Origin of the sequence: Humitalea rosea, from assembly GCF_003253705.1 — a bacterium.
GTDB classification, from domain to species: Bacteria; Pseudomonadota; Alphaproteobacteria; order Acetobacterales; family Acetobacteraceae; genus Humitalea; species Humitalea rosea.
Genome location: NZ_QKYU01000013.1, coordinates 21269 through 45094, shown reverse-complemented (window position 1 = coordinate 45094; position 23826 = coordinate 21269). Strand labels below are relative to the sequence as shown.

The window sequence follows — 23826 nt, the reverse complement described above, 5'->3', positions numbered from 1 at the left end:
GCCAGGCGGATCAGAACAGGCGCCTCGGCAGCCCATCGGCCAGGGCCTGGCCGGCCTGCTGCAAATCCGCAGGGGTCGAGAGGTGGAACCAGGCCCCGTCATGCACCAGCGCGAAGCCGCGCCCGGCCTCGATCGCCGCGTCATAGATGCGGTTCAGGCTGAAGGCGCCAGTGGGCGCGCCCTCGAAGGCCGCAGGGGCGAGGATCTGCACGCCGCCGAAGAGGTAGGGCGCGATCTCCCGCTCCTTCGGCCGCCGCAGATGGCCCACAGGATCGAGGAAGAAATCGCCGCGCCCGACCTCACCCTCCACTGTCGCGGCGCGGATCAGCAGCAGCAGCACATCCATGGTCGCGGGATCGAAGGCCTGGGCGAGCCGGGTCAGCGCCGGGCGCGGCCCATCCAGCCAGAAGGCATCGCCATTCACCACGGCGAAGGGCCCCTCCCCCAAATATGGCAGGGCCGCCGCCACGCCGCCGCCGGTTTCCAGCAGCGTCGTTTCGGTCAGGACGGTCACCTCGGGGCTGGTCCGCCCGGCGCAGGCCGCGACGATCTGCTCCGGTAGCCAATAGGCATTCACCACCGCCTGCCCGATCCCGGCATCGGCGACACGGTCCAGCGCATGGTCGAGCAGCGACCGCCCGGCCAGCGGCAACAGCGGCTTGGGCCGGGTCTCGGTCAGCGGACGCATCCGCGTGCCGAGGCCCGCCGCCAGCACCATGGCATGGGTCAGGGTGATGCCGGGCGGGGTCTCGGGGGTCAGCGAAAACGTCAAAGGGCTCGGTCCTCGATTGGGTCGGCTAGTGTCCTGCCCCCGAAGTTCGCCGCTCTTCGCGGCGAGCTTTGGGGATAAGCAGGCCACTCAAAACGAAGGCTAGTGTCCCGAAGCTGAAGGCAGCCGCACAGCGGCGAACTTCAGATGCGGGACACTAGGGGCAGTGTCCCGCATCCGGGGCGCCATGTCGCGCGGGTTGCAGCGCAGGTGATGCGGCACCGCATCATCCAAAAAGGCGGCCAGCGGGGCGCAGGCGGGATGCGCCAGGGCGCGGCCGAGCATGGCCCAGCAGCGCGGGCCGTGGACGAGGTAGCCGGGCTTGCCATCCCGCAGCGCCAGCCGGACCCAGAGCGCCGCCACGCGCAGATGCCGCTGCGCCGCCAATGCGGCCATGGCGGCGGTGAAACCGGCCGGGTCCAGCTCCGGCCGCAGCGCCAGATAGCGCGCGATCGCCGCCGCCCGCACGGCGGGCGCCACATCGCGCCGGGCATCCTCGACCAGGCTGACAAGGTCATAGGCGGGGTGGCCGATGGCCGCGTCCTGGAAGTCGATCACCCCGGTGCCGGCAGGACCCGCGCGATCGGGCAGGTCCAGCAGATTGGCGGGGAAGTAGTCGCGGTGGACGAAGCAGCCCGCGCCCTCGAAGGGCGCCAGCATGGCCGTCAGCGCCCGCGCGAGCCCGGCGGCAGCGGCGGCCGAGGCGGGAGCGCCGAAGGCCGCGGGCCACCACCAGTCCCGGAAGGTCGCTGCCGTGGCCACGACCATGGCCGCCGAATCCCAGGCCGGCAGACCGGGCGGCGGCGGTGCGGCATGCAAAGCGGCGAGGGTTTCGACCGCCCGGCCATAGAGGCGCTGAGCCGCCTCGGGGGCCGTATCCAACAGCATCGCATGGGTGGCCTCGCCGAAATCCTCGATCAGCAGGAAACCCGCCTCGGCATCGGCGGCCAGGATCTTGGGGGCTGAGAGGCCGATACGGGCGAGGTGCCGCGCGACATGCAGGAAGGGCCGCACATCCTCGGGCGCCGGCGCGTCCATCAGCAGCGCGCCGCCGGCAAGCCGGGTATAGGCGCGGCGGGACGCATCCTGCGGCAAGGGCCGCCGCGCCGCGCCGGCGAAGCCATGCGCGGCCAGGAAGGCCTCGGCCAGTTGGCGGCGGTCGGTCATGCGAGGCGATCCTCCCAGCCCGCGAGATGGGCGATGCGGCTGTCCTCGGTGGCGCCGGGGGCGAGGCTCACGCTGAGCGCGTCCCGCGGGCGCAGCTCGCCCAGCCGGTCCGGCCATTCGACCAGCACGATCCCCTCCCGCGCCTCGTCCCAGCCAAGCTCCGCGACATCGCCCACCCCATCCAATCGCCACAGGTCGAAGTGATGCACGACCGCGCCCGGCAGATCATAGGCCTGGACCAGAGTGAAGGTCGGCGACGGCACTTCCAAGCCCGCATCGCCGGCCCTGGCCCGCAGGAACGCACGCGCGAGCGCTGATTTCCCCACGCCCAGCGGCCCCTCCAGCAGGATCGCGTCGCCGGGCCGCGCCAAGCCTGCGAGTCGCGCGGCCAGGGCCTCGGTCGCGGCGAGGCTGGGGAGAATCAAAGGATCGGGCATGGCGCGGAGCTTATGTGCCAGCCTGGGCAGACCCTCACAAGCATGGCCCCCATAGGCATGACTGGCCGCGCGGCCCATCTGCGCCTATTTCCGGGGCCGGTAGATCGGGGTTGGGCATGATCGAGACGGATGTTGCGATCATCGGGGCGGGGCCGGTTGGCCTGTTCGCGGTGTTCGAATGCGGAATGCTGAAGATGCGCTGCGTGGTGATCGACGCGCTCGATGCCATCGGCGGGCAATGCAGCGCGCTCTACCCAGAGAAACCGATCTACGACATTCCGGCCCATCCCGCGATCGATGGCGGCGAGCTGATCCAGGCACTGGAGCGCCAGGCCGCCCCCTTCGCGCCGCATCTGCTGCTGGGCCAGCGAGTGGAGAGCCTGGCCGATGTCGGCGACGGCTGGCTTGAGATCGGCACCAGCGCCGGGGCCCGGGTGCGGGCCCGAGCGGTGGTGATCGCGGCGGGTGCCGGCGCCTTCGGCCCCAACCGCCCGCCTCTGGCGGGGATCGAGCCCTTCGAGCTGACCGGCGGCGTGCGCTACTTCGTCGCGCGCAAGGAGGAGTTCCGGGGCAAATCCGTCGTCATCGCCGGTGGCGGCGACTCGGCGGTGGATTGGGCGCTGAGCCTCAAGGACGTGGCCGCGAAGGTCTATTTCGTCCATCGCCGCCCGAAATTCCGCGCCGCCCCGGAGAGCGTCGCAAGGCTGGAAGCCGCGGCCGCGGCCGGCGAGGTGGAGATGGTGATCCCCTACCAGCTGCATGGCCTGTCCGGTGAGGCGGGGCTGCTGCGACAGGTCGAGGTCGCGACCCTGAAGGGCGAGACCCGCAGCCTGCCGGCCGATCATCTGCTGGCCTTCTTCGGCCTGTCGATGGAGCTGGGGCCGATCGCCGATTGGGGCCTGGGGCTCGACAAAAGCCACGTCACGGTCACGCCCGCGACGCTGGAGACGAACCTGCCGGGCGTCTTCGCGATCGGCGATATCGCGACCTATCCGGGCAAGCTGAAGCTGATCCTGCAAGGCTTCTCGGAGGCCGCGATGGCGGCGCATGCGATCCACCCCCGGGTGTTCCCGGGCGAGGCGCTGCACTTCGAGTATTCGACCAGCAAGGGGGTCGCTGTGGCCTAACGCTGCGTCTTCGGGCAGAAAAAACTGCTCCGCCCGGACTGCGTGATCTGCTGCACCCCGCCGCAGCCGGGCAGTCCAGGGCAGTCCGGGCAAGGCTGCCCGGCGCGGCCATAGACGGCGAAATTCTCCTGGAAGATGCCGATCTCGCCATCCGCGCGCACATAGTCGCGCAGGGATGAGCCGCCCGCCTCGATGCTCTCGGTCAGCACCGCCTTGATCGCCGGCACCAGCCGCACCGAGCGCGCGCCCGCCACGGTCCCGGCCAGCCGCAGCGGCGAGATGCCGGCGCGGTAGAGCGCCTCGGCGACGTAGATGTTGCCCAGGCCCGCCACGATCTTCTGGTCGAGCAAGGCGGCCTTGATCGGCGTCTGCTTCCCGGTCAGTGCGGCCCCCAGCACGGCGGGGGTGAAGGCGTCGTCCAGCGGTTCCGGCCCGATGCCGACCAGCAGGCGATGGGCATCCTCGGCCGCGGTCGGCACCAGATCGACGCAGCCGAAGCGGCGCGGATCGACGAAGCCGATGCGGGTGCCGTCATCCAGGGTCATCACCAGATGCTCATGCAGCTCCGGCGGGGCGTTGTGGCCGCGGGCATCGCTGATCGCCCCCTGCGGCCCCTGGCGCGCGGCGACGTAGGCCGAGCCGCGCGCCACCATCCGCCCGGACATGCCGAGGTGGATGAGCACGCTGGTGCCGCCCTCGATCCGCATCAGCATGAACTTCGCGCGACGCCGAAAACTCAGCACCTCGGCCCCGGTCAGCCGCGCCGCCAAGCCCTTGGGGAAGGGCCAGCGCAGCCCTTCCCGCATGGTTTCGGCGTGGCGGATGCGGCGCCCCTGCATCACGGCGGCCAGGCCGCGCATCACTGTCTCGACTTCGGGAAGTTCAGGCATGGGGGCTTGCTTACCGCAAACGCGCGACGGCGCTATATGCGAAGGCATGACCCAGCCAGAGACCGCCGATTTCGGCTTCCGCGACGTCCCCCGCGACCAGAAGGCCGGCATGGTCCGCGCCGTCTTCGACAGCGTGGCACCATCCTATGACGCCATGAACGATCTGATGTCCCTCGGCCTGCATCGGGTCTGGAAGCGGATCTTCGTCAACACGATCGGCGCCGGGCCGCGCGACACGCTGCTGGATCTGGCGGCCGGGACCGGCGATGTCGCCTTCCTGGCCAAGGAACGGGGTGCCGCCGAGGTGATCCTGGCCGATATCAACCACAGCATGCTCAACGTCGGCCAGGGCCGCGCCCTGTCGCGCGGGTTGATGGAGGGCGTGTCCTTCGTCTGCGCCGATGCCGAGCGGATGCCGCTGCCGGACAAGTCGGTGACGCGGGTCTCCATGGCGTTTGGTTTGCGCAACTGCACCGACAAGGATGCGGTGCTGGCCGAGGCCCGGCGCGTGCTGCGCCCGGGCGGCAAGCTCTGCGTGCTGGAATTCTCGACCCTGGCCATCGCCGCACTTCGGCCGCTCTACGATGCCTGGTCCTTCAAGGCGCTGCCGGCCATCGGCGCGCGCGTCGCCAAGGATGCCGACTCCTACCAGTATCTGGCCGAAAGCATCCGCATGTTCCCGAACCAGGAGACGCTGGCGGGCATGTTCCGCGGGGCCGGGCTTGGCCATGTCGGCTACCGGAACCTCTCGGGCGGCATCGTCGCGATCCATTCCGGCTGGCGGCTCTAGGGGATGCTGGCCGGCCGGCATGTCCTGCTGATCGTCTCGGGCAGCGTCGCCGCCTATAAGGCGCTGGAGCTGGCCCGGCTGCTGCGCAAACAGGGCGCGCGGGTCACGCCGCTGCTTACCGCCGGCGGTCAGCGCTTCGTCACCCCCCATGCCTTGCAGGCGATCTGCGGCGAGGCGGTGATGGACGACCTCTGGTCGCTGTCGCAGGAAGCCGCCGCCGGCCATATCCGCCTCGCGCGGGCGCCGGATCTGGTGGTGGTGGCGCCGGCCAGCGCCGATCTGCTGGCGCGAATGGCGGCTGGGCTGACCGATGATCTGGCCGCCGCCGTGCTGCTGGCGACGCGCAAGCCGGTGATGGTTGCCCCCGCCATGAACCCCGCGATGTGGGAGAACCCCGCGACCCGCGCGAATGTCGCGGCCCTCCGCGCACGGGGCGTCGGTTTCATCGGCCCGGATTCGGGCGCCATGGCCGAGCCCGAGGATGGCCCCGGCCGCCTGGTCGAGCCCGCCGCGATCCTGGCCGCCATCGCCGCCGTCTTCGCGGACGGGCCGCTCAAGGGCCGGCATGTGGTGGTGACCAGCGGGCCGACGCATGAGCCGCTGGACCCCGTGCGCTACATCGCCAATCGCAGCAGCGGGCGGCAAGGCCATGCCATCGCGGGCGCGCTGGCGGCCCTCGGCGCGCGGGTGACACTGGTCTCGGGGCCGGTCGCCATCGCTCCGCCCCCTGGCGTGGCCATCGTCGCGGTGGAGACCGCGGCCGACATGCTGGCCGCGGTCGAGGCCGCCTTGCCCGCCGATGCCGCCGTCTGCGCCGCGGCCGTCGCCGATTTCCGGCCCGCCGAGCGGGTCACGGGGAAGATCAAGAAGATCCCCGGCCAGCCGCCCGCCCCGATCGTCCTGGCCCTGAACCCCGACATCCTGGCGACCCTGTCCCACCACGCGGCGCGGCCAGGGCTGGTGGTGGGCTTCGCGGCCGAAACCTCCAACGTCATCGCCAATGCGCAGGACAAGCTGGCGCGGAAGGGATGTGACTGGGTGGTGGCGAATGATGTCTCGGGCGATGTGATGGGGGGCACGGAGAACACCGTGCATCTGGTCACGGCCAGCGGCGTCGAGGACTGGCCCCGCCTGCCGAAGGCCGAAGTCGCCGCCCGGCTGGCCGCCCGCATCGCGGACGCCCTGGCCAAGTAGGCTCAGGCCACCCCCAACCGCACCCCGATCCGCCAGATCGGCCCGATCAGCAGGTTGCACAGCACCACCCGCGTCAGATGGAAGCCGAGCACCAGCGGCACCGCCAGATCCAGCGCCTTGGCCGTGATCGCCATCTCCGGCATCCCGCCCGGGGCCATGCCGAGGACCGCGCCCGCGACCGGCAGGCCGAAGACCAGCGCCAGCGGCACGGCGATCACCGCGAGCAACACGCAAAGCACCAGCGTGGACAGCACCGAGGCGACCAGCAGCCGCTGCGAGCCGAGGATGAAGCTGCGGGTCAGCCGTATCCCGAGGCTCATGCCCATGCCGATCTGCGCCAGATCGACCAGCGGCACCGGCACGCCCGAGGGCATCGCGTCGAAGGCGCTGAGGCCGATCGCCATGAAACACGGCCCCAGCATCCAGGGATTGGCGAAGCGGAACCGGTTGGCCACGATCGCGACGACGGCCCCCGCGGCCATCAACGCCGGCAGCCAGACCGTGACCTGCGGCCGCGGCACGGAGAAGGCGGTGTCCGCGACATGCGGCGCCAGCCAGGTGATCAGCGGCGGGAAGACCACCACGACCATCACCATGCGCAGGGTCTGCGCCAGGGTGATCGAGGGCAGATCCGCCCCGGCCCGCTGGCCCAGCACCGCCATGACCATGATCCCGCCCGGCACCGCACAGAAGAAGCCGGTCCGCGAATCGGTGCTGGCAAGGCGCATGAACAGACGGGAGACGACCAGGCCGCTCGCGATGGTGATCACCCCGGCCAGGATCAGCGCCGGCGCGGCGCCCACGACGGCCGCGATCACCGGCCCGTTGAAGGTCTGCCCGAGCCCGAGCCCGAGCAGGATCAGCGAACCCTCCCGCGCGCCCTTGAAGGCCGCGACCTCCCGGCTCCAGGCCAGGGCCGCGCTGGCGAACATGGCGCCGATCATCCAGGGCAGGGGAATATGCAACCAGGCGGCCACGCCCCCACCGATCACAGCGATAAGGGCGGTGCGAGCCTGGACCCACCAACTCGGCATAAAGGGCGCGGCCTTTCCGTCTTTCGCAGTGCAGCATGGTCGGCCCACCCTGCCGGAAGGTCAAACCCCGCCCGCGCGGCCCTGGTTTGCAGTCCTAGACGAACAGCGAGAGCAGCGGCGAGGTCGCCTGCCCGCCATTAGCCTCCATCGCCCGGTTCATGACGTAGCGCTCGGCGAGGCGCTTCACCTCCTTCGGGTCCTGCAGCTTGGTGAGCTTCAGCCGGGTGGTGACGGCGCGGCCCTGGGCCTCGATCGTCTGCAAGGCCAGTTCATCGGGCAGGCCGAGGGCGCCCGTCACCACCCGGCGCAGCACCGGATCGCCGAGGATGGCATAGACGTCCTTGGCCGATTCGACCTTGTCCTGGAAATACAGCGCGTCGGAGACGCCGGTCGCGACATCATCCTGCGAGGTGCGCCAATTACCGCTGGCCAGCGCCTTCAGCAGCTTGGTCTGCAACTCGGGGTCCTTCAGCGCGTCCAGCCCCTTGTTGCCAAGGTCGAGCGCGGTCGCGACAGCCTTCCAGCGGGTATCGGTCAGCCTGGACAGTAGGCCCTTGGTATCCTTCGGATCGGCCAGCAGCGCCCGTTGGACGAGACCGGGTTGGGAGACGGCATCCGGCATCCCCATCGCCGGCATCAGCACCGAGAGGATCTTTGGGTCGCGCAGCGCGGTCTTGATGTCCGGGGCCTTGTCGATGGCCTTCTTGAAGGCCTCCGCCTGGCGCTTGAAGGCGGGGCTCTCGGCCTCCTTCGCCGCCCCCTTGGTCTCACCCGTCGCGGCCCGGCGCAGTGCCAGGATGGCCATGGACGGATTGGTGGTCGCGGTGCTGGCCGTGCTGGTGCCATAGATGGCGGACAGCAGCCCGGTCAGCACATCGCTCATTGCCCCGAGAGGCCCGCCGCCACGTGCTCGTTCATCTCGATCAGGAAGGGGATGTCGGGCGGGATCGCATCCAGTTCACGCTGGATGGTGCGCGCCACCGAGACCAGGGAGGCGCGCAGCTCCGCCGGCAGGCTGTTGCCCGGATCGCGCAGCGCCGATTCCACCGACATCCACAGCCGCCGCGTATCGGCCAGGGCGCGGGCGACACGGATGATGTCGCCGCCTTCCGCTCCCCGCAGCGCGCCGATCACGCGACGAAAAACATCCGCCTCCTGCTCCCGCAACGAGGTCGTCTCGCTGGTACGGCGATAGGCCAAGGTGGCCCTGGTGTTGCTCATGCATCGCACTCCTCTGGCGGAAGCCTGGTGCCATTGGCCGACGGCAGGCCGAGGATGGCTTCCTCGTGCCGCACGACGCGGCGGGCGAGTTTCAAGGCCGCATAGCATTCATCGGTTTCGGCACAGGACAGCGCGCGATCCAGCATTGCCCGCGCCAGCGCGGAGGTGGTCGCCAACTGGAATTCCGCGATCAACGCGCGCGCCGAAACCAGCCCCTGCTCGCGTTCGTCATCATCGCCGATATAAGCGGTCTGCAAAGCGAAGTAGATCTTGCGCGCCGGCGTCGTCGCCTGCTCGGGCGGCATGATCTGCTTGCCGAACAGGAAGCGTGCCTTGGCCGTCAACTCGATGCGCGTTCGGTTTCGAAATCGTATGGGTGCGCCGTTGACGACCATGACGTCGCCTTGACGCATCTCCAGCACCAGCGTGGACATGCTGTCCTCTCCCTTGTCGCGAAGGGGGCGCGGCCGACGAGCCGCCCGCGCCCCGCTGGTGTCACCGGAACAGGCTGAGCAGGGTCTGCGGCGCCTGGTTGGCGATCGACAGGGCCTGGGTGCCAAGCTGTTGGCGGATCTGCAAGGATTGCAGCCGCGCGCTCTCCTTCGCGAGATCCGCATCCACGAGCGCACCCACACCGCCTTCCAGCGCGTCCATCTTCTCCTTGTTGAACGACACCTGGCTGTCCAGATAGCGCGCGGCACTGCCATAGGTGTTCAGCGTGTCGTTGATCGCATTCATCACCGTGCTGAAATCGCCGGAATCGCCGAGGGCCGCGATGGCTGCGGTCGAATCCGCCGGGGCGGCGGCGACCGTCAGTGTCGCGGCATCGGTCTCCGCGACCGTGTAGGTGGTACCAAGCTCGTTGCGGACGGTGACGACATCGCCGCTGGTCAGGTTCGTCGGCGCGGCCCCGGCGGGCCCCGCGGCATCCGGCGTCAGCAGGGTTCGATTGTTGTAGGAGGCATCGCGCAGGGTGCTCGCGACCCGGTTGCGCAGATCCGTGTACTGCGCCTCATACTGCGAACGCTGGTCGGCGCTGATCGCGTCATCGGCCAGCTTCACCAGCAGGCCCTTCACCTCGGACATGTCGGTGCTGACGCGGTTCAGCCCGGACAGCGTCGTATCGATGATGCCCTTGGCATAGCCGAGCTGCTCATTCGCCGATTGCAGGCCGGCGACATCCGCGCGCACCGTCTGCGCCACGGCGAAGGCAGCACCATCATCCTTGGCGTCCGACACACGCAGGCCGGTGCTGATCCGCTTCTGTGTGATGTTCAGCTGATCGTTGGTACGGTTGAGGGACTGCAACGCGACCATCGCGCCGCTGTTGGTGTTCACGGAATTGAGGGCCATTGGCTTTGCCCGATCCTGTCTACGGCTACCCGGGCGTCGCCGAGTTTTCATGCACCGTGGTTGCGATCCGCGTTTTGCGGTGACTGACGCATATTCGGCGCATGGGGTTAAGGCCGGGTTTAAGCTGGCGACGGGCTTTGCTCTCACCGCAGGAAGTTCGTCAGGCTCAGCCCGCTGACCATGTCCAGCACGCGCCACGACGCCTCCAGCCGGGTCTGCACGTCCCGCAGGCGGGAGATGGTCTCGGCCAGATCCACCTCCTCGGCCCCCGCGCGCTGCGTCTCCAGCGCCACGGACAGGTCCGAATGGCGGGTCTTGATGGTCTCCAGCCGGCTCTCCACCGTACCGAGCGCGCCCTGTTCGGCCGCGATTCCATCGGCCGCGGTCTTCAGCCCCAGGCGCAGGCTGGTCATGAAGGTGTCGAAGCCGTCGCCGGCATCGGTGCTGCCCGGGGTCAGCGCCGCGAGGCTCGCCAAGCCCCGCATCAGGTCGCGCGCCCAGCCGCCCGTCGTCTCCCCGTCCGAGGTGGCCGCGGCGTTGCGATTGGCGAAGAGCCCCCATTCCACCCGCTGCCCGTCGCCGGAGGGCACCGCGCGCCGCGCCTCCCCCCCACCCTGCGCCGGGTCTTCCAGGAAGGCGGAGAAGGGCGAGACCCCGGCCGAGGTGTCGCTGGCGATGCCAAGCGTCATCGCGGCGATGGCGCTGCCATTGGTGCTGTCGAGCCCCGCGATGGCGGCGGCGATGGCACTCGCCATGCCGCCGCTTGCGATCGTCCCGGCCGAGGGCACCGGCGGATTGGCGCTGTCGCTGCCGCCGAACAGATACTCCCCCGCCTGCTGCTCGTTCAGCAGCCCCGCGACCTCGGCCAGGGCAGTGCGGGCGGCTTCGGCGAGGGTGCCGATGCGGGCCGGGTCCTGGCGCCCCACCGCCTGCGCCTCGCCGAAGAACTCGGTGGCGATGTCGAACAGCCGGCCCAGCACCACCTGCGTCGCGGCGGTGCGGCCGAGGGTGCGATCCACCGCATCGGCATAGGCGTCACGACGCGCGATCTCGCCGCGCAGGTCGATGGCGCGCTTGGCCTCGGGGGCGATGTCGCCATAGACGACGCCCTTCATCCCATCGGCCTGCTGGCGCGACAGCACATCGACGAGCGATTTGGTCCGCAGCGCATCATGGGTGATCCAGGCCAGCGTGCTGCTGCCCATGCCATCGATCGCCATCAGCAGCCCCTCCTCACCGGACCGCCGCGAACAGCGTGTCGTACATCTGCTGCACCGCCGACAGCACGCGGGCATTGGCCGCATAGGCGGTCTGCAAGGACACCATCGAGGCCAGCTCCTTGTCCGTGTCGATTCCGCTCTCTTGCGCAAAGCGCTGATCCAGCAAGGTGACCAGACCTTCGGCCTGTTCGCGCGCCCCGGTTGCCTTGGCGCGCTCGGCCGTCTGCGTGGCGGTCAGGCGTGCCGCGTAATCCTCCAGGCTGCGCGCGCCGCCAAGCGTCGAGGTCAGCGTCCCATCCGGCCCAAGCCCGCCGGACATGAAGGCGGGATGGCCGATGCCAGACGCCACCTCGCTCCCGAAGGCGAAATCCATCACGCGGGTGACCAGCGTCGCGAAGGAGGCGGGGCCACCCGCTGCATTGGGGGTGAAGTCGCTGGCACCGCTCGCGCTGGCGCTGATCGCATGAGTGCCGTCGCGGATCAGCGACGGATCGGCGACCACGGCCGCATTCACCTGCACCGCGGCGGCGAAGCCCATCAGCCCGCTGCTGGTATAGGGCTGGGTCAGATCCGGCACGGTGCCGGCGGGGGAGGTGAACAGCCGCAGCCCCTGCGCCTCCAGCCGAGCGGCCATGCTGCCGGCCGCGACATCCAGCTCGGCCTGCATCCGCGGCAGAGTGGTGTCGCGCAGGGTCGCGTATTCGGCGAGGCGGCCACCGATCAGCCGCTGGGTGACATCGGTGCCGCCCATCATGATGCCGGGCAGGCTGCCGCCGCTGCCATGCCAGTCGCCGGTGCCGACCGCGCTGCCAGCGATGGTGAACAGATCGCCCTTCGGGTCCAGCGGCAGCACCATGCCGTTGCGCCCGAGCAGCGTGACGCCACCATCGGAGGAATAAAGCGCCTTCACCTCCAGGCTTTCGGAGACGCGGCCGATCGCGGCGTCGCGCTGGTCCTCCAGCGCCGCGGTGCTTCCGCCCTGCGCCCGCAGCTGGCGGATATCCAGCGTGAGCTGCGCGACCTCGCGCACCGCGCCGTTGATCGCGGCGACCTCGCTCACCATCCCATCCTGCGCCTGCTGGCGAACGTTGCCGATGGTGTCGGAGATGTCGTGGAACACCGCGACCATATCCTGCGCCGCCGAGACCACCGCACCTTGCCGGATCGGGTCGGCGGGATCATCGGCCAGCGCGGTGAAGGAGGTGTGCAGCGCCGCCATCAGATCGCCGACGCCGCCACCCGCCCCCGGGGTGCCATGCACGGCCTCCACGCTGCTCAGCAGCGTCTCGCGCAGCGCCGTGCCGGCCACCGCCGCGCGGGCGGCGTTCAGGGCTGCGAGCAACGCATCCTCGACCGCGCGCTTCGCCTCCCCCGTGCTGACGCCATAGGCGAGGCCGCCGGCGACGACGGCGCTGCCCTCCACCGTCTTGCGGGTCGCGCCGATGGTGCCGGCATTGGCGATGTTGGAGGAGGTCGCGGCAATCTGGCGATTGACGAGGCTCAGCCCCGATTGCGCGGCGACGAGGGCTGCGTCGAGGCTCATGGCTCAGACCGCCTAGCGATGCATGTTCAGCGTGTCGCTCAGCAGCTCATCCGCCGCGGTGACGACACGGGTATTCGCGGTATAGGCGCGCTGCGCGAGGATAAGCTTGCTGAACTCGGAGGCGATATCGACGTTGGAGCGTTCGAGCGACCCGGGCACCAGCTTGCCCGCGCCGCTGCTGTTCGCATCGACGACCCGCGCCTCGCCGGATTCCACCGTGCGCATGAAGGCCTGCCCGTCCAGCCGCTGCAGCTTGTCCGGATCGTTGAAGACCACCACAGGAACACGGGCGACGACGCGGGTCTGGCCATTGTCGTAGTTCACCGAGAGATCGCCATTGTCGCTGAGCGACACGCTGGAATAGGAGCCGAGCGGCACGCCATCCTGGGTCAGGTTGCGGACGCTGTATTCGCTGCCGGCGAATTGCGTCAGCCCTCGCGACTGGCCGAAGGCGCCGAGGTTCAGCGTCAGCGTCTGCGGCCCCTCGCCGAAGTCCGCGGTGAAGGTGACACCCGCGGCGTCGCCCGCGACCGCCGCCGAGCCGGACATGCTGCCGGTCGCGTTGGTGAATTCGCCAATGCTGCCATCGGCCACCGGCGTCGTCGCCGCATTGCCGAAGCTCACATCGATCGTGCCGCGCCCCGCACTGTTGACGTCATCGGCAATGTCGATCGACAGGCTCCACTGGTTGTTGGCAAGGCTGGTCCAGGTCAGGTCGGCCTGATGCAGCCGGCCCAGGCTGTCATAGATCTGCACCTGGCCCGCGACCGGATCGACCGGCGGCTCGGCCGGCAAATTGGCCGAAAGCTCGATGGTGCCGGTGGCGACCGGATTGTAGACAAGGTCGCTCACGCGGATCGGCGAAAGCTGGGTGCGATCGGGCTCGCCCTGCGACGAGACATCCCAGCCTTGCAGGTAATAGCCCTGGCCGTTCACCAGATAGCCATCCTTGTCCAAGCGGAAATCGCCGGAGCGCGCGTAGAACTGGCGTTCGTCGAAGACCACCTCACCATTCGAGCTGCCGCGCGGCTGCGCCACGGCGAAGAAGCCCTGGCCGGCGATGGCCATGGCCAGCGGGTTGTCGGACTGCTGCACCGTGCCTTGCAGGCTGTTGGTGTAATCCGGCCGCGCCTCGACCGAGCCCGGCATGTGCAAGGTCGCGGTGGAGCGGGTGAGGTAGTTCACGAAGTTCGTGTCCACCCGCTTGTAGCCGCCGGTCTGGCTGTTCGCGATATTGTCCGAGATATGGCCCAGCGCCTTGGATTGCGCGGTCAGACCGCTGATCGCCGTATTCAGCGCGCCGAGTAGGGACATGCTTCGCTTCTCCTGAATGCCGCGGCGTGCCGCGTCTCGGGGCTGCGTCCTGCCAGGGCTGTGCCAGGGTTTTTGGCGGGCGGTGCGGCGCCGGCTGCCGGGTGGGCGGCAAGAGCTGCCGCTGACCATGGCGTTCCTGCCGGTGGCGGGCGGCTCTGGGCTGGCCCGGCGGTTGCGGAGCCCCCGGACCGATGCCGTGAAAGGCCTGGATCGCCCGCATGACCCCCGATGTCGCCGCCGTGCCAGGCACGCCGCCACCGCCGCGCGCCGCCACCCTCCCCCGCCCCGCAGGAGGCTTCGCCGCCGCGTTGGAGGCTGTGACGGCGGCAGTGGCGCCGCTGGTGGAGGATGCGGTCCCTGCGGATGGCACGGCGCCGGCCGAGCCCGCCCCGGACAGCCTTGTCCCCGAGCCTGCGGACACCGCGCCGGCCATACCGCTCCCGGAGATTGCTTTGCCCGTGGCGGTGGTCATCCCGCCGGTCGTGCTGGTGCAGACCGTTCCGGATGCGGCCGAAGCTGCGCCGCTGGGCCTCCTGCCGGCTGGCCCCCGGCCTGATCCCCCGCGCGCCATCGCACCGGACACGTCGCCGCAACCCACCACCGGTGGTGTGGGCACGCCAGCCGGCCCGATCCTGGCAACCGCCGCACCTGCCGCGCCGCCGCCGTCCCTCCCGCCTGAAGCCCCCCTGGACCAGGTACCCGTCGCGCACGCCCCGCCGCTCGCTGATGCCGCCCCGGCCGCACCGGCTGAAGGGGCAACAGCGCTCGTGGCCCTCAAGGCACCCATGCTTGCGGTGCCCACCCCTGAAGCACCTGACCTTGAAGCGCCGGTCCTGGCCGCCGTGGTTGCCCCCATCGCGCCGCCGCCGCGCCCGGCGCCAGCCTCGGGCAGCCGACCGAGCGCACCCGGCGCATCGCCCCAAGCCGAGAGCCAAGGCGTCACCAGCCCCGCATCCGCGCTGCCGCCTGATGCCCCCCCGGCCCCATCGGTCGCCGAGGTCCTGACGCCGGAGGCGGTGTCGTCGCCCCCCATTGCCCTCCATCCGGAGGCACTGAGCCCGGACCGCGCCAGCCCGCGCGGCGCCGAGCCCACCCCGCCCACCACCCCGCCCACCCCTGGCGCCCCGGCGCCAACCGGCCTTGAGATCGCAGCCCCGCAGCCCGCCCCGGCCCCCGATGCGGCGCCCGTCACCATCTCCACCCCCACGCCCCCTCCCCGGCCGCAGCTCTCCCCCGCCCACCAGCTCAGCCCCATCGCCGTCGCCCTGGCGCTCTCCGAGGATGCCTCCGGCCCCATCCTGGTGACGCTGAACCCGGCCGAGCTTGGCCGCGTCGCCGTGCGGGTGGAGCGCCAGGGGGAGACCGCCGCGGTGCGGATCATGGCCGAGCGGCCCGAGACCCTGGCCTTACTGGTCCGCGACCAGGTGGCGCTGGATCGCGCCTTGGCCGCCGCCGGCGTCGGCACCGAGGGGCGCAGCCTCTCCTTCTCCCTGGGCGGCGAGGCGCGGCAGGACCGCGAGCGCCCCGGCGGGCGCGGGGGCGGTTCGTCACGATCCTTGGCCCTCGCGGCGCCCGACCCGGAACGCCGCCGCCGCCCTCTCGCCTTGCTCGACATCGCCGTCTGAACCCAGGAGCCGCCATCATGGTCACCACCACCACCGGGGTCTCCATCCCCGTGACCGCCACCACCCCCACCGCCAATCAATCGCTGTTCGGGGATTTCTCGACCTTCCTCACCTTGCTCACGACGCAGTTGCAGAACCAGGACCCGAGCTCGCCGCTCGACACCAACGAGATGACGCAGCAGCTCGTGCAATTCGCCTCGGTCGAGCAGCAGATCAGCATGAACCAGACCCTCGGCAGCCTGGTGTCGCTGCAACAGGCCGCACAGCTCACGGCGGCGGCGCCGCTGATGGGCCAGACGGTGGAGGTGACCGGCGACCAACTCGCCTTGCAGAACGGCTCTGCCACCGTGCGGCTACCGGCCGCCGGAAGCGCCACCACGGCACGGGTCCAGGTGCAGGACGCGACCTCCGGCCGCACGCTCTACGAGACCCAGCTCACGCTGGGCACCCGGGGGCAGGACTGGGTCTGGAACGGCCAAAATGCCGATGGGACCCAGCTCGCCGACGGCGCCTACAAGCTCACCGTCAGCGGTCTTGGCGCGAATGGGGAGGCGGTGGCGCTGACCGCGACCACGCTCGCCACCGCGACCGGCGCCGAGCGCGACGGCACCGACCTGCTGCTGAACCTGGGCGCGGTGAAGGTCGGCTTCGATCAGGTCCGCGCGGTGCTGACGCGCTGATCGCCCCCCCTGCCCGGCGCCCCGCCGCCTGACTACACTCGGGCCCGAAGCCCAAGGGGAGGTCAACATGCGGAAATTCCTCAACGATCCGCGCGACACGGTGCGCGAGATGCTGGAGGGGCTGGCGGACCTCTCCCCCGGCCTCGCGCTGCTGGCCGAGGACGGGGTGATCCTGCGCGCCAACCTGCCGCCCTACCCGGCGCGGCGGGAGGTCGCGGTGATCTCCGGCGGCGGGTCGGGGCATGAGCCGGCCCATGCCGGCTATGTCGGGCCGGGGCTGCTGCATGCGGCGGTGGCGGGGGATGTCTTCACCTCGCCCTCGGTCGATTCCGTGCTGGCGGCGATCCGCGCGGTGGCGGGGCCGCCGGGGGCGGTGCTGGTGGTCAAGAACTACACCGGCGACCGGCTGAACTTCGGCCTCGCGGCCGAGCTCGCGCGCGGCATGGGCATCGCCTGCGAGATCGTGGTGGTGGCCGATGACGTGGCCCTGCGCGACGTGGTCGAGCCCGGGCGCCGCCGCGGCATCGCCGGCACCGTGCTGATCCACAAGGTCGCCGGTGCCGCCGCCGCGGCCGGAATGCCGCTGGAGGCGGTCGCGGCCGAGGCGCGGCTGGCGGCCGCCGCCCTCGGCAGCATGGGCGTCGCCCTTGGTGCCTGCATCTTGCCGGCGGCGGGGCGGCCGGGCTTCGAGTTGGAGCCGGGAGAGATGGAGCTCGGCCTCGGCATTCATGGCGAGCCTGGCGTGCATCGCGCGCCCTTGGGCAGCGCGCGGGATGTCGCGGCGATCCTGCTGGAGATGATCCTCACCGAACTCGCGCCCGATGCCGGCAGCTCGGTCGCCTTGCTGGTGAACGGGCTCGGCGGCACGCCGCCGATGGAGCTGGCGGTCATGGCGCGGGAGGCCCTGGCCGGCCTGCGCGCGCGCGGGCTGGTGGTGGAGCGTGCCTGGTGCGGCACGCTGCTGTCGGCATTGGAAATGCCGGGCTGCTCCTTCTCGGTGCTGCGGCTGGATGCCGGGCTGCTGGCGCGACTGGATGCCCCGGCCACGGCCCCGGCCTGGCCGGGCAGCGGCCGCATCCCGGAGCAGCGGCACCTCGTCGTCCCGGCCGGGACCCCGGCGCTGCCGCCGCTGGGTGAGGCCGATCCGGTCCTGCGCGACACCGCGCTGGCCGTCGCGGCGACGCTGGAGGCCGCGGAATCGGAGCTGACCGCGCTCGACGCCGCGGCGGGGGATGGCGATCTCGGGATCAGCCTCGCGCGCGGGGCGCAGGCGATGCGGGCGCTGCCCGAGGGCGCCTGGGTGGATGCGCCGACGGCGCTGACCGCGCTGGCGGGCGCGCTGCGCCGGGCGATCGGCGGCAGTTCCGGGCCATTCTACGCGACGGCGCTGCTGCGGGCGGCGCGGGGCATTCCCGCCCAGCCCACGGCATCCGATTGGGCGGCGGCGCTGGCGCAGGCGGTGAAGGCCATCAGCGAACTCGGAGGCGCCCAGCCCGGCGACCGCACCATGCTGGACGCGCTGCACCCGGCCGCCGAGGCGATGGCGGCTGAGCTTGAAGCCGGGCATTCGGGGCGGCAGGCGCTGCTCGCGGCGGTCGCGGCCGCCGAGGCGGGGGCTGCGGCGACTGCGGCGATGCGCCCACGGCTGGGGCGGGCGAGCTACCTCGGCGATCGCGCGCTCGGCATCCAGGATGCCGGCGCGGCGGCGGTGGCGATCTGGATGGGCGCGCTCGGGCGGTCGGTCGAGTAAGGCTCAGCCCGGCGGCGGGGCTGGTGGGGGGTCGGGGCGGAGACGCCAGATCTCCACCCGCCCGCGTTCCTCCCGCACGGTCGCCGCCAGCACGTAGCTCTCGGCGAGAGTCCGGGTCAGCATGGCTTGCGCCACCGGGCGGATCGCCGGCCACCAGCCGCGGTCGATGACGATGGCGGCCGGGCGCGCGGCGAGGACGCGGGCGACCTCGGCATCCATGTCGATGCCGGCGACATCGCCGTAATGCCCGGTGAAATGCGCCGGGAAGGCATAGCGGGTCGCGAGGCCCGATCCCGCCAGGAACTGCACCACGGCGTGGTAGTTCGCCATCAGCACGGGCGCGCCGGGCGGGATGACCGCGGCCACCGCCGCCGCCACCTGCCGCACCGGATCGGGGTTGCGCAGCCCGATGCCGCTGCGCATCCGCCCGACCGCATCCACCGACCAGGCGTTGATGCCGACGGCGCCGACGATCACCGCCAGCGCCAGCACGGTCTGCTCGGGCTTGACCAGCCGCCCCAGGCGCCAGGCGCCGAGGGCGGCCATCAGCGAGACCGAGGGCAGCCAAACCAGGAAGTAATGGTTGTAGAACATCCCGGGCCCCACCACCGCCAGGCTCGCGGTGGCCAGCCAGATGCTGCCGACGACCGCCAGCCTGCGCTCCACCACCCCGCGCGGCAGCAGCAGCGAGACCAGCGCCAACGCCAGCGGCCAGATCAGGATCATGGCCGCGGTGCCGATCTCCCAGGCCGCATCGCCGAGGGCCAGGCGCCCGCCGGCGTAGCGCAGTGGGGCGAGGAAGGCGCCATCCAGGAATTCGTCGAACTGGCCGCGGAGCGCATAGGCCAGCGCCAGCAGCAGGGTCGGCAGCGCGCAGAGCAGCGCATAGGCCGCCGCCATCGCCAACGCCCGGCGCCAGGGCAGCAGCCGGCGCCACAGCGCGGGGAAGGTCAGCAAGGCGAAGGCGAGGCAGCCCTCCGGGGCCGCGACCGGCTTGATGGTCAAGGCGATGCCGACCAGCACCCCCATCGGGATCAGATCGCCCCAGACCGGCGGCACCCGGCGTTCCAGCGTCCGCAGCCCATAGGCCATGGCGGCGACGACGAAGGGCGCGAAGAGGATCTCGGTATTGGTCGCGAGCCCGCCGAATTGCGTCGTCAGCGCGATATACAGCAGCCCCGCCGCCAGCGCCGGCGGCCGCGGCAGCCCGCCCGCCCGGGCGGTGCCATAGAGCGCCCAGCCGGTGGCCGCGACGAAGATCGCGCCCAGCAGGCGGACGGCGGCGATGCTCTGGCCGAAGATCGCAAGGCCCAGCGCCACCATCGCCGGCGCGCCGATCGGGTGCATGTCCCAAACCTTGTCGAGCGGCCAGCCGCCATCCAGCCATTCCCGTGCCTGGACGATGTAGAGCCCCTCGTCGGTGTCGATCACCGCCGGCACGAAGGAAAAGGCGCGCAGCAGCAGCGAGGCCGCCAGCATCAGCAGCGGCACCGCATGCCACCCCCAGCGGAAGCGCCAGCGGGCGCGCGGCGGAACGTCCAGGCGGGGCAGCATGTCAGGCAAGACGCGTCTCGTGCGGCATGGACCGTCCATCGGGTCGGAGAGAAGGCAGCGATATCACGGAATCGCGAGGGCGGACCCGGTCCGCGATAGGATGCGGAGCCAATCGGGAGCCAGCACATGCAGCCCGTCGATCTCGGTCAGCAGGTCGCGCTCGGGGTCCAGCGCATTGGCGGCCAGCGCGACCGAGGCCGCATCCCGCAGAATATACAGTGTGCCGGATTCGAAGCGGCCGCTGCGCAGCGCCGTAGCGACGCGGGCGCGCAAACTTGCCACCCCCCCGGAATCGATCCGGGCGAGATAGACCGCATCGGTCGGCAGGTCGTGGCGGATGGCGAAGCTCGCGATCGAGGCCCAATCCGTCCCCTGGTTCCCCGCCGGCACCGCCCGCACCCGGTCATAGACCTCCCCCGCCCTGGCCCAGAACGGGCCCGAGAGGCGATCCGGCACCTCTCGCGGGGCGCCGGCGACCAGCCCATGCACGCGCTGCAACGCGGGGCGCAGGTCAACCGCCTGCACCGCCAGCAGCACGACCAGCAGCAGCCCGGCCCGCCGCCCGCCCCAGACCCGCACCACCAGCGCCACAGCACCCAACAGCGCGGCATAGCCCAGCGGCCAGAAGAACCGTTCCGAGGCGCGCAAGGCGCCGGCCAGGCCAAGCGCCCAGCCCGGAGGATCGAACAGCGTGATCTGGAGCCCGCCAAGGCTCGGCCGATGCGTCATCGCGAAGCCGAGCATCGCCAGCAGCATCACCAGCAATGGCCAGCGCACCCGCACGAAGGTGCCGAGGATCGGCCCGGCCCGCCGCGTCCAGGCGAGCCCTGCCGCCGCCAGCAGCAGCAGCCCGCCGAGCCCCAAATAGCTGCCGCCCGATTCTCCATGGCGCGCGCCCGGCAGCCCGGGCAGCAGCGAGCCCCATTCGGTCGCATCGAAGGGTGCGAGCAGGTCGAGCCCGAGGCTGCCATAGCCCGGCGCATCCATCCCGCTATGCAGCGCGAAGAAGCCGGCCAGCCAAAGCCCACAGCCGGCGATCAGCGGCACCGCCACAAGCTCGGCGGACAGGATGCGGGACCAGCCCGGCCGCGCCCGCGCGACCAGATCCGCGACCCAAAGCCCCAGCACCATCGCCAGCAGATAGGCATGGATCAGGCTGGTCACGACGCCGAGCAGCACCCAGGCCCCGGCCCGCCGCGCGCCGCGCCCTTCGGACAGGCACAGCCAGAGCGCTGCCAGCAGCGTCCATTGCCCGCTCAGCGCCAGATGCCCGCCCATGCGGTTCAGCAGCATCGGCTGCAGGGCGAACAGCCCCGCCCCGGCGGCGCGCGCCAGCGGGTCGCTGGTCGCGAGCCCCAGCAGCCGCCAGGCGAAAACCGCCTGCAACACGCCACAGCCGAGCAGCCAGAGCCCCCAATACTGCGGGACATCGATGACCCCGCGCAGCGCCTTGAAGCTCAACGCCAACAAAGGAATGGCATCGGCGTAGAAGATGGAACTGCCGATTTCCATCCCGTAGTCCGGGTTCAGCCCCAGGGGCCAGGACCAGGGGGCGCTGACGAAATAGGTCCAGCCCAGCCAATACTGCACGGGGTCGGGCCCCATCGGCCCGGCCAGCATCCAGCCCGTCGCGCGCGGATCGACCACGCCGGCCCCGAAGGTCCCCAGCACCACCGCCGCGCCCAGCAGCACCGCGAGCAGCAGGCTGCCCCCCGCCGCGAGACGCGGGAGGGAGGGGCGCAGGAGGGCGAGATGCGTGGTCACAGCTGCGATTCGATCGGCAGCCGGCGCAGGATCTGCGCCATCACCCGGCGCCGCAGCGTGGCGCCGGGCTCGGGCGGCGTGCCCGGCAGCAGGGCGCCGTCATCCCAGACGAGCGCGCCATCGACGAGGCGCAGCCGCCAGCTTCGCGCACCCTCCGCGAGGCGGTCGAACTCCTCCCGCACCAGCGCCGCCAGCGCAGGCTGCCGCGCCAGCACGCCCATCTCGGTATTCAGCGTGGTGGACCGCGGGTCGAGGTTGAAGGAGCCGACAAAAACCGCCTCGCCATCCACCACCATCGCCTTGGTATGCAGGCTGGCGCCGCGGGAGCCGAACACGCCGGCGCTCTTCTCGCCGCTCGCCTTCAGCTCGTAGAGCTCGACCCCCGCCTCCAGCAGGCGTTCGCGGTAGCGCGCGTAGCCCCCATGCACGGCGACGACATCCGTGGCCGCGAGGGAATTGGTGATGACCGCGACGCGCACACCGGCGCGGGCCAGATCGGTGAGGCGCGCGGCGCCGTCCTCACCCGGCACGAAATAGGGGGAGATGATCAGCACGCCCCGCCGCGCCTCGGCCAGCAGGGAAATCAGCGCGGGGGCAACGGCGCTCTCGGCATGGCCCCGGACCTTCTCGGGGCCATCGGCCAGCACATGCGCCGCACCGGCCGCGATCGGCAGCCGCGCCGCTTCATCGGTCGGCGGCGCGTTCAGGCGGTCGAGAAAGGGCTGCGCCTCCGGGGCCTTGTTCGCGGCGTCCATGCGGGCGCGCAGGCGGGGCAGGCCACGCCGGCGCTGCCCGATCCGGGCCAGGCGGGAGATCGGGCGGGCAAGCGGGCAGTTCCAATAGGCCTCGAACATGCGGGCCGCCTCGGCGGCGACCTCGCCATCGATGATCAGGTCCAGGTCGCGGAAGTTGAAATCGCCCGAGGCGTCGAAGTAGCGGTCGCCGATATTCCGCCCGCCGCAGATGACGACCTTGCCATCCGCGATCCAGGCCTTGTTGTGCATGCGGCGATTGAGGTGCCAGCCACCGAACAGCATCTCCAGCAGGAAGCCGGTGCGGCCCCAGCGGCGCCAGTTGGTGGCGTTGAACAGGCGCAGTTCGAGGTTGGGATGGGCATCCATGGCGGAAAGGCCGCGTTCACGCCCCATCGCATACATGTCGTCCAGCAGCAGCCGCACCTTCACGCCGCGATCGGCGGCGAGCAGGGCCTCGCGCGCCAGCAGCCGGCCGGTCAGGTCGCCGTTCCAGATGTAGTATTGCAGGTCGAGGCTGGTCCGGGCCTTGCGGGCCACGGCGGCGCGCAAGGCAAACGCCTCCAGCCCATCGGAGATCAGCGCAGTGGTCGCGGCAGCGGGCGCCTGCGCGGGCGGCTCCAGCATCGCCCCCGCCATCGCACCGGGGCCGCGCGCCGTCATGCCGCGACGACCCAGCCGGCGGCGACGCGCTCCTGCGCGGCGGAGAGGTCGATTCGCGTCCTGAGCGGCAGATGGTCAGAGGCCAGCCGCGCCAGCGGCGTGTCATGCACCGTGGGCGCCGTGACCAGGCCGCGCGGGTGGCCGAGGATGCGGTCCAGCGCCAGGAAGGGCAGGCGCGAGGGGAAGCTCGGCTGCGGATGCGCGAAGGGGCCGAACAGCGGCTCCAGCGCGGTCAATGAGGAGGGGATGCTCGGCCGCCACTCGTTGAGGTCGCCGAGCAGCAAGGTCGGCATCGGCTCGGCCTCGGTGATGGCCGCCAGGATCGCGGCCGCCTGCAGCGCGCGGTGGCGGCGCAGCAGGCCCAGATGCGTGGCCACCACCCGCAGCGGGCCGGCCCGCATCTGCAGATCCACAACCAGCGCCCCGCGTGGCTCGGCGCCGGGCAGGGTCAGGCAGCGGATGCGGACGGCGCTGCCGTGGCGGACCAGCAGCGCATTGCCGCGCCAGCCATGGCCGCCGGGCGTGTCGGAGACGGGGACGAGGGTGAGGCCGGTGCGGCGTTCGATCGCCGCCATGTCCAGCAGCCCGGTGCGGACGCCGAAGCGACGATCCGCCTCCTGCAAGGCCACCACATCGGCGCCGAGTTCGCCGATGACCGTGGCGATGCGGTGGGGGTCGAAGCGTTTGTCCACGCCGACGCATTTGTGGATGTTGTAGGAGGCGACGATCAGCGCCTCCGGCGCGGGCGGGTGATGGATCGCGCGGTGCTCGACGACGGGCGGCTCGGCGAGCGCCCGGCGGGCCAGCGCGCCCTCAAGCATGCGCAGCGCGCCGCGAAACTCGTCCGGGAAGCGGGAGCGGCGGCGGGCAAGGGGGCGGTCGGGCCTGGGATGCGTTCGATGCGGCATGACCCATCCATATCAGAGGGAAGTCATATCAAGGCGGACGTCGGGCGTCCGGCAACGGAGATGGGGCGCGC

22 protein-coding genes are annotated in these 23826 nt (G+C 71.3%); 6 read left to right on the top strand and 16 right to left on the bottom strand.

Annotated features, from left to right (window positions below; translation table 11 throughout):
- Nucleotides 1-10 precede the first annotated feature (10 nt).
- The 3 genes from C8P66_RS12500 to tsaE form a co-directional block, all read right to left on the bottom strand.
- A complete protein-coding gene (locus C8P66_RS12500) occupies nucleotides 11-718 on the bottom strand; it encodes a nucleotidyltransferase family protein (RefSeq protein ID WP_111398695.1) in 708 nt (235 codons plus the stop codon).
- A gap of 153 nt (nucleotides 719-871) precedes the next feature.
- Nucleotides 872-1936, bottom strand: coding sequence for an aminoglycoside phosphotransferase family protein (locus tag C8P66_RS12495; RefSeq protein ID WP_111398599.1), 1065 nt, complete (start codon nucleotides 1934-1936; stop codon nucleotides 872-874).
- Nucleotides 1933-2373 (bottom strand): tRNA (adenosine(37)-N6)-threonylcarbamoyltransferase complex ATPase subunit type 1 TsaE, encoded by a 441-nt coding sequence (tsaE, locus tag C8P66_RS12490; RefSeq protein WP_111398694.1) that lies wholly within the window; start codon nucleotides 2371-2373, stop codon nucleotides 1933-1935. The genes C8P66_RS12495 and tsaE overlap by 4 nt, the downstream gene beginning before the upstream one ends.
- Nucleotides 2374-2489: 116 nt before the next feature.
- Here tsaE and C8P66_RS12485 point away from each other — a divergent pair, with 116 nt between their 5' ends.
- On the top strand, nucleotides 2490-3500 hold the full coding sequence (locus C8P66_RS12485) for an NAD(P)/FAD-dependent oxidoreductase (protein WP_111398598.1): 1011 nt from the start codon (nucleotides 2490-2492) through the stop codon (nucleotides 3498-3500).
- On the opposite strand, the gene mutM is transcribed toward C8P66_RS12485, so the two are convergent.
- Nucleotides 3497-4390, bottom strand: coding sequence for a bifunctional DNA-formamidopyrimidine glycosylase/DNA-(apurinic or apyrimidinic site) lyase (gene mutM / locus C8P66_RS12480; RefSeq protein ID WP_111398597.1), 894 nt, complete (start codon nucleotides 4388-4390; stop codon nucleotides 3497-3499). The genes C8P66_RS12485 and mutM overlap by 4 nt on opposite strands.
- 46 nt (nucleotides 4391-4436) lie before the next feature.
- On the opposite strand from mutM, the gene C8P66_RS12475 reads away from it, so the two are divergent.
- Both C8P66_RS12475 and coaBC read left to right on the top strand, forming a co-directional pair.
- Nucleotides 4437-5180, top strand: a complete 744-nt coding sequence (locus C8P66_RS12475) for a class I SAM-dependent methyltransferase (protein ID WP_111398596.1) — start codon at nucleotides 4437-4439, stop codon at nucleotides 5178-5180.
- Between the two features lie 3 nt (nucleotides 5181-5183).
- Nucleotides 5184-6374, top strand: a complete 1191-nt coding sequence (coaBC, locus tag C8P66_RS12470) for a bifunctional phosphopantothenoylcysteine decarboxylase/phosphopantothenate--cysteine ligase CoaBC (RefSeq protein ID WP_111398595.1) — start codon at nucleotides 5184-5186, stop codon at nucleotides 6372-6374.
- A gap of 2 nt (nucleotides 6375-6376) precedes the next feature.
- On the opposite strand, the gene C8P66_RS12465 is transcribed toward coaBC, so the two are convergent.
- The 8 genes from C8P66_RS12465 to flgE form a co-directional block, all read right to left on the bottom strand.
- On the bottom strand, nucleotides 6377-7408 hold the full coding sequence (locus tag C8P66_RS12465; protein ID WP_111398594.1) for an AbrB family transcriptional regulator: 1032 nt from the start codon (nucleotides 7406-7408) through the stop codon (nucleotides 6377-6379).
- 94 nt (nucleotides 7409-7502) lie between these two features.
- Nucleotides 7503-8291 (bottom strand): DUF1217 domain-containing protein, encoded by a 789-nt coding sequence (locus tag C8P66_RS12460; protein WP_111398593.1) that lies wholly within the window; start codon nucleotides 8289-8291, stop codon nucleotides 7503-7505.
- The gene (locus C8P66_RS12455) at nucleotides 8288-8629 is read right to left on the bottom strand and encodes a flagellar biosynthesis regulator FlaF (protein WP_158537238.1); all 342 of its coding nucleotides are present in this window, start codon (nucleotides 8627-8629) and stop codon (nucleotides 8288-8290) included. The genes C8P66_RS12460 and C8P66_RS12455 overlap by 4 nt, the downstream gene beginning before the upstream one ends.
- The gene (locus tag C8P66_RS12450) at nucleotides 8626-9063 is read right to left on the bottom strand and encodes a flagellar biosynthesis repressor FlbT (protein WP_111398591.1); all 438 of its coding nucleotides are present in this window, start codon (nucleotides 9061-9063) and stop codon (nucleotides 8626-8628) included. Before C8P66_RS12450 ends, C8P66_RS12455 begins: the two co-directional genes overlap by 4 nt.
- A gap of 61 nt (nucleotides 9064-9124) precedes the next feature.
- Nucleotides 9125-9982 (bottom strand): flagellin N-terminal helical domain-containing protein, encoded by an 858-nt coding sequence (locus C8P66_RS12445; protein ID WP_158537237.1) that lies wholly within the window; start codon nucleotides 9980-9982, stop codon nucleotides 9125-9127.
- Nucleotides 9983-10125: 143 nt separating this feature from the next.
- The gene (locus C8P66_RS12440; protein ID WP_158537236.1) at nucleotides 10126-11202 is read right to left on the bottom strand and encodes a flagellin; all 1077 of its coding nucleotides are present in this window, start codon (nucleotides 11200-11202) and stop codon (nucleotides 10126-10128) included.
- Between the two features lie 13 nt (nucleotides 11203-11215).
- Nucleotides 11216-12745 carry a flagellar hook-associated protein FlgK gene (locus tag C8P66_RS12435; protein WP_111398588.1) on the bottom strand — a complete coding sequence of 510 codons (1530 nt, stop codon included), beginning with the start codon at nucleotides 12743-12745 and terminating at the stop codon, nucleotides 11216-11218.
- 12 nt (nucleotides 12746-12757) lie between these two features.
- Nucleotides 12758-14059, bottom strand: coding sequence for a flagellar hook protein FlgE (flgE, locus tag C8P66_RS12430; protein ID WP_158537235.1), 1302 nt, complete (start codon nucleotides 14057-14059; stop codon nucleotides 12758-12760).
- Nucleotides 14060-14277: 218 nt separating this feature from the next.
- On the opposite strand from flgE, the gene C8P66_RS12425 reads away from it, so the two are divergent.
- The 3 genes from C8P66_RS12425 to C8P66_RS12415 all read left to right on the top strand — a co-directional run bounded on the left by C8P66_RS12425 (nucleotide 14278) and on the right by C8P66_RS12415 (nucleotide 18114).
- A complete protein-coding gene (locus C8P66_RS12425; protein ID WP_111398586.1) occupies nucleotides 14278-15684 on the top strand; it encodes a flagellar hook-length control protein FliK in 1407 nt (468 codons plus the stop codon).
- Between the two features lie 17 nt (nucleotides 15685-15701).
- Nucleotides 15702-16364: a flagellar hook assembly protein FlgD gene (locus tag C8P66_RS12420; protein ID WP_111398585.1), complete on the top strand. Its 663-nt coding sequence runs from the start codon at nucleotides 15702-15704 to the stop codon at nucleotides 16362-16364.
- A gap of 67 nt (nucleotides 16365-16431) precedes the next feature.
- A complete protein-coding gene (locus C8P66_RS12415; protein WP_111398584.1) occupies nucleotides 16432-18114 on the top strand; it encodes a dihydroxyacetone kinase family protein in 1683 nt (560 codons plus the stop codon).
- Between the two features lie 3 nt (nucleotides 18115-18117).
- Here the strand turns inward: C8P66_RS12415 and C8P66_RS12410 are convergent, their stop codons facing one another.
- The 4 genes from C8P66_RS12410 to C8P66_RS12395 all read right to left on the bottom strand — a co-directional run bounded on the left by C8P66_RS12410 (nucleotide 18118) and on the right by C8P66_RS12395 (nucleotide 23755).
- Nucleotides 18118-19668 carry a glycosyltransferase family 39 protein gene (locus C8P66_RS12410; RefSeq protein ID WP_158537234.1) on the bottom strand — a complete coding sequence of 517 codons (1551 nt, stop codon included), beginning with the start codon at nucleotides 19666-19668 and terminating at the stop codon, nucleotides 18118-18120.
- Nucleotides 19669-19731: 63 nt separating this feature from the next.
- Nucleotides 19732-21432 carry a DUF6311 domain-containing protein gene (locus tag C8P66_RS12405; protein WP_111398582.1) on the bottom strand — a complete coding sequence of 567 codons (1701 nt, stop codon included), beginning with the start codon at nucleotides 21430-21432 and terminating at the stop codon, nucleotides 19732-19734.
- Nucleotides 21429-22847, bottom strand: coding sequence for a phospholipase D family protein (locus C8P66_RS12400; RefSeq protein WP_111398581.1), 1419 nt, complete (start codon nucleotides 22845-22847; stop codon nucleotides 21429-21431). Before C8P66_RS12400 ends, C8P66_RS12405 begins: the two co-directional genes overlap by 4 nt.
- The gene (locus C8P66_RS12395) at nucleotides 22844-23755 is read right to left on the bottom strand and encodes an endonuclease/exonuclease/phosphatase family protein (RefSeq protein WP_245903477.1); all 912 of its coding nucleotides are present in this window, start codon (nucleotides 23753-23755) and stop codon (nucleotides 22844-22846) included. The genes C8P66_RS12400 and C8P66_RS12395 overlap by 4 nt, the downstream gene beginning before the upstream one ends.
- Nucleotides 23756-23826: the final 71 nt, after the last annotated feature.